Annotated in this window: 5 protein-coding genes; 2 read left to right on the top strand and 3 right to left on the bottom strand. The window is 56.3% G+C overall.

Going from position 1 to position 3,134, the window contains the following annotated elements; translation table 11 throughout:
- Positions 1–464: MFS transporter (locus PHE17_RS21575; protein ID WP_301017994.1), on the bottom strand; the 464-nt coding region annotated here is incomplete at its 3' end.
- Positions 465–571: 107 nt separating this feature from the next.
- Between PHE17_RS21575 and PHE17_RS21570 the strand changes: the two genes are divergently transcribed.
- The gene (locus tag PHE17_RS21570; protein WP_301017993.1) at positions 572–925 is read left to right on the top strand and encodes a DsrE family protein; all 354 of its coding nucleotides are present in this window, start codon (positions 572–574) and stop codon (positions 923–925) included.
- A 26-nt stretch (positions 926–951) separates the two neighbouring features.
- Here the strand turns inward: PHE17_RS21570 and PHE17_RS21565 are convergent, their stop codons facing one another.
- Positions 952–2,004: a DMT family transporter gene (locus tag PHE17_RS21565; protein ID WP_301017992.1), complete on the bottom strand. Its 1,053-nt coding sequence runs from the start codon at positions 2,002–2,004 to the stop codon at positions 952–954.
- A 43-nt stretch (positions 2,005–2,047) separates the two neighbouring features.
- Positions 2,048–2,674, bottom strand: a complete 627-nt coding sequence (locus PHE17_RS21560; RefSeq protein ID WP_301017991.1) for a cation transporter — start codon at positions 2,672–2,674, stop codon at positions 2,048–2,050.
- Between the two features lie 63 nt (positions 2,675–2,737).
- On the opposite strand from PHE17_RS21560, the gene PHE17_RS21555 reads away from it, so the two are divergent.
- On the top strand, positions 2,738–3,134 hold a 397-nt coding region (locus tag PHE17_RS21555), incomplete at its 3' end, for a helix-turn-helix domain-containing protein (protein WP_301017990.1).

Below are 3,134 nucleotides of genomic sequence, written 5' to 3'. Positions count from 1 at the left end.
GAAAATTCATTTAGGCCATTGACCAACCCTTTTTGGTTCAGGTTGGTCATATCCAGTTTGCTGTTGAGGGTCATTGACCAGCACAAGCCTTGGTTGATGCCAAGCAACGCAGTTGCCGCCACTACCCAACCCCAGCTCGGCGCATACAACAGCAAGAATGGGATCGGCAGTGCCGCAACCCACCCTGCCACCAGCACCTGCTTACGCCCGAAACGGTCAGAAAACCGCCCCGCAAACAGGTTCATCACCGACTTGACCGCGCCGAAGGTGACAACGAAAGTGGTAAGCAAGAAGAACTGCTGCCCGCCCAGCCCGAATTCGGTTTCTGCCAAACCGGGGACGACGGTGCGCGTCATGCCGATGGTCAGGCCGACAAGGAACACCTGTAACAACTGGTGCAGGATTTGCATAAGGTTGGCACGGATGCCGTGTTGGACAGGGGGTGAAGTGCGGTGTAGGGGCATAAGTACCATCTTTCTGACTTTGATCAAGATCATTCAATTGATAGATTGAATATACGTTGTCCCTTGCCTACACTGCAAGCGTCATCATTCAGGTAGGTGTCCCGCCCATGAAAGTATTGTTCATCCTCAACGATGCCCCCTACGGCACTGAGAAGGCTTACAACGCCCTGCGGTTGGCGATGGCGCTGCAAAAGGAACAGGCAGAAACGGAAGTGCTCATCTTTCTGATGGCGGATGCGGTCACTTGCGCCATGCCCAAACAATCCACCCCGCAAGGCTATTACAACCTCGAAAGGATGCTGAAAGCTGTCATCCAGAAAGGTGGGCAAGTTAAGGCTTGCGGCACATGCCTTGATGCACGCGGGATGAAGGAAATCCCTTTGGTTGAAGGTGTGGAAGCCAGCACCATGCCGCAACTGGCGCAATGGACGCTGGCAGCCGACAAGGTGCTGACGTTTTAGGTAAACGTTGCATTACCCGGATACCGCTAATGCGGGTGCTGATGGTGCGTATCCGGGAAATGTGGGTGTTCATGCATTAGGGGAGCGTGCTTATGCCAATGGGAATGCTGTTCGCCGTTGGCTAGGGAAAAATCATGTCCATGCTGATGGTGGTTGTCGTGCGTATGGGCGTGTTCATGTTCCAACCCATCATGTTGGTGCGCGTGGGCGTGGTGTTCCGTCAGGTGCAGCCAAAGGCCAAGCGCCATCAACAAGCCCGCCACCAACAACGGCAGTGTGACTGCTTCGCCCAACAGCATGACGGCTAGAATTGCCCCAAAAAAAGGCGCAACCGAGAAATAAGCCCCGGTACGGGCAGTACCAAGGTGGCGCAAGCCGACCACAAATAATGCCAAGCTTACCCCGTAAGCCGACAGGCCCAACAACATTGCGCCGACCATCAAGGGCAGGGCAGGCAGCAAATTGCCCACGGCAAGTGCCAACGTCAAGTTGACCATTCCCGCCACTAGCCCCTTGACGGCAGCGATCCACGTTGCATCGTTAAGCGACACTTTGCGGGTCAGGTTGTTGTCAAGTCCCCACGCGAAACACGCACCCAATACCGCGAGGGTAGGCCATAAACCGCTAAAGCGTGCTTCCCCCGGCCAACTCAACACCAATGCACCTGCCACAATAGCCAACATGCCGAGCGCAATCCGCCGGTCAACGTTTTCACGGAAGGCAAACCACGCCAACAGTGCCGTGAAAACCCCCTCCGCATTGAGCAACAGTGATGCAGCGGAAGCAGGCATACTTGTCAACCCCAGCATCAGCAAGACAGGGGCAATGATGCCCCCCGCGATAATTGCACCCGCAAACCATCCCATTTCTTGCTTGGGCAACTTGACGGCAGTAGCACCGCTTAAACGGCGGTAAAGCATCAACCCCAGCCCAGACCCAAGATAAAGCAAGCCCGCCAGCATCCACGGGCTGATGCCTGCCAGCAGCAGTTTGGCAAGCGGCGTGCTTGCCCCGAACAAGGCGGCAGCACCCAAGGCAGCGGGGATGCCAGTTTGGAAAAGGCGGTGTGTCAATGGCATGGTGGCTTCCTTGTGGGCGGCGTTAGGAGGAACACCCAGTTTATCAGATGCTGGCCAATTCCAAACGGGCATGGTTGGTCACTTGCCATGCCGCCGTCAGTGCCAATCCTGCCATCATGCTTGCCACCACCAAATCAGGCCAGCCAGAACCCGTGCCGAATACGCCCAGTGCTGCCAACATCACTGCCACATTGCCAATCGCATCATTGCGGGTGCAAAGCCAGACGCTGCGCATATTGCTGTCACCGTTGCGCCATGCATAAAGCATTGCGGCGACGCTGAGGTTGGCGAGCAATGCCAGCATTCCGACCATGCCCATGGTGGTGGCCTGCGGTACGCTGCCAGTGAGTAACCCCCATGCCGCATCACCAGCTACCCAGATGCCGAAGGTTGCCATCGACACCGCCTTGACTAAGGATGCCCGCGCCCGTGCGGCTACCCCCATTGCCAGCACCCACAAGCTGATGCCATAGTTGGCAGCATCGCCCAGAAAATCCAGCGCATCTGCCAGCAATGCGGACGAGTTGGCTTTCAGGCCAAAGCCAATTTCTAGCGCAAACATCCCCGCATTGATCAGCAAGGCCAGCAGCAACACGGTACGGTAACGTCCGTGCGGTTGCAGCCCTTGTCCGGTACTGCACCCATGAGCACAACCGCAATGTACACCCATAACACTTCTCCAAATGGTTCAATGGGGCTATCCTAAACCCTGTAGTAACTACAGGGTCAAGCCATGCCAGAGGGTTATACGATTGGTGTTTTGAGCCGGGAATCGGGGGTAAAAGTGGAAACCATCCGCTATTACGAACGTAGCGGTTTGCTGTCGCCGCCTGCCCGTGCTGCCAGCGGGTATCGGCGCTACGGTGAGGAAGACATTAAACGCCTGCGCTTTATCCGGCGCGGGCGGGAACTGGGTTTTGGCATGGGGGAAATCAAGACGCTGCTGCAACTGGCTGATCAGCCGCAACAACCCTGCCATGAGGCTGACCAGATGGTGCAGGCGCATTTGGTGGAAATTGATGCCAAAATTCGTGACTTGCAAGCCATACGTGCCGTACTGGAACAGATTGCCCAATGCCCAAGCCAGACAGCAGAGCATTGCTACTTGCTGGAGACGCTGGATCAGCGGG

Source organism: Thiothrix sp., assembly GCF_028714775.1.
GTDB lineage: Bacteria > Pseudomonadota > Gammaproteobacteria > Thiotrichales > Thiotrichaceae > Thiothrix.
Note: the sequence above shows the minus strand (reverse complement) of the source record. Positions and strands in the feature narration are given on the sequence as shown.

Coding starts and splice junctions, on each gene's coding strand:
- PHE17_RS21570 (WP_301017993.1), top strand. CDS start 572: ATGAAAGTATTGTTCATCCTCAACGATGCCCCCTACGGCACTGAGAAG.
- PHE17_RS21565 (WP_301017992.1), bottom strand. CDS start 2,004: ATGCCATTGACACACCGCCTTTTCCAAACTGGCATCCCCGCTGCCTTG.
- PHE17_RS21560 (WP_301017991.1), bottom strand. CDS start 2,674: ATGGGTGTACATTGCGGTTGTGCTCATGGGTGCAGTACCGGACAAGGG.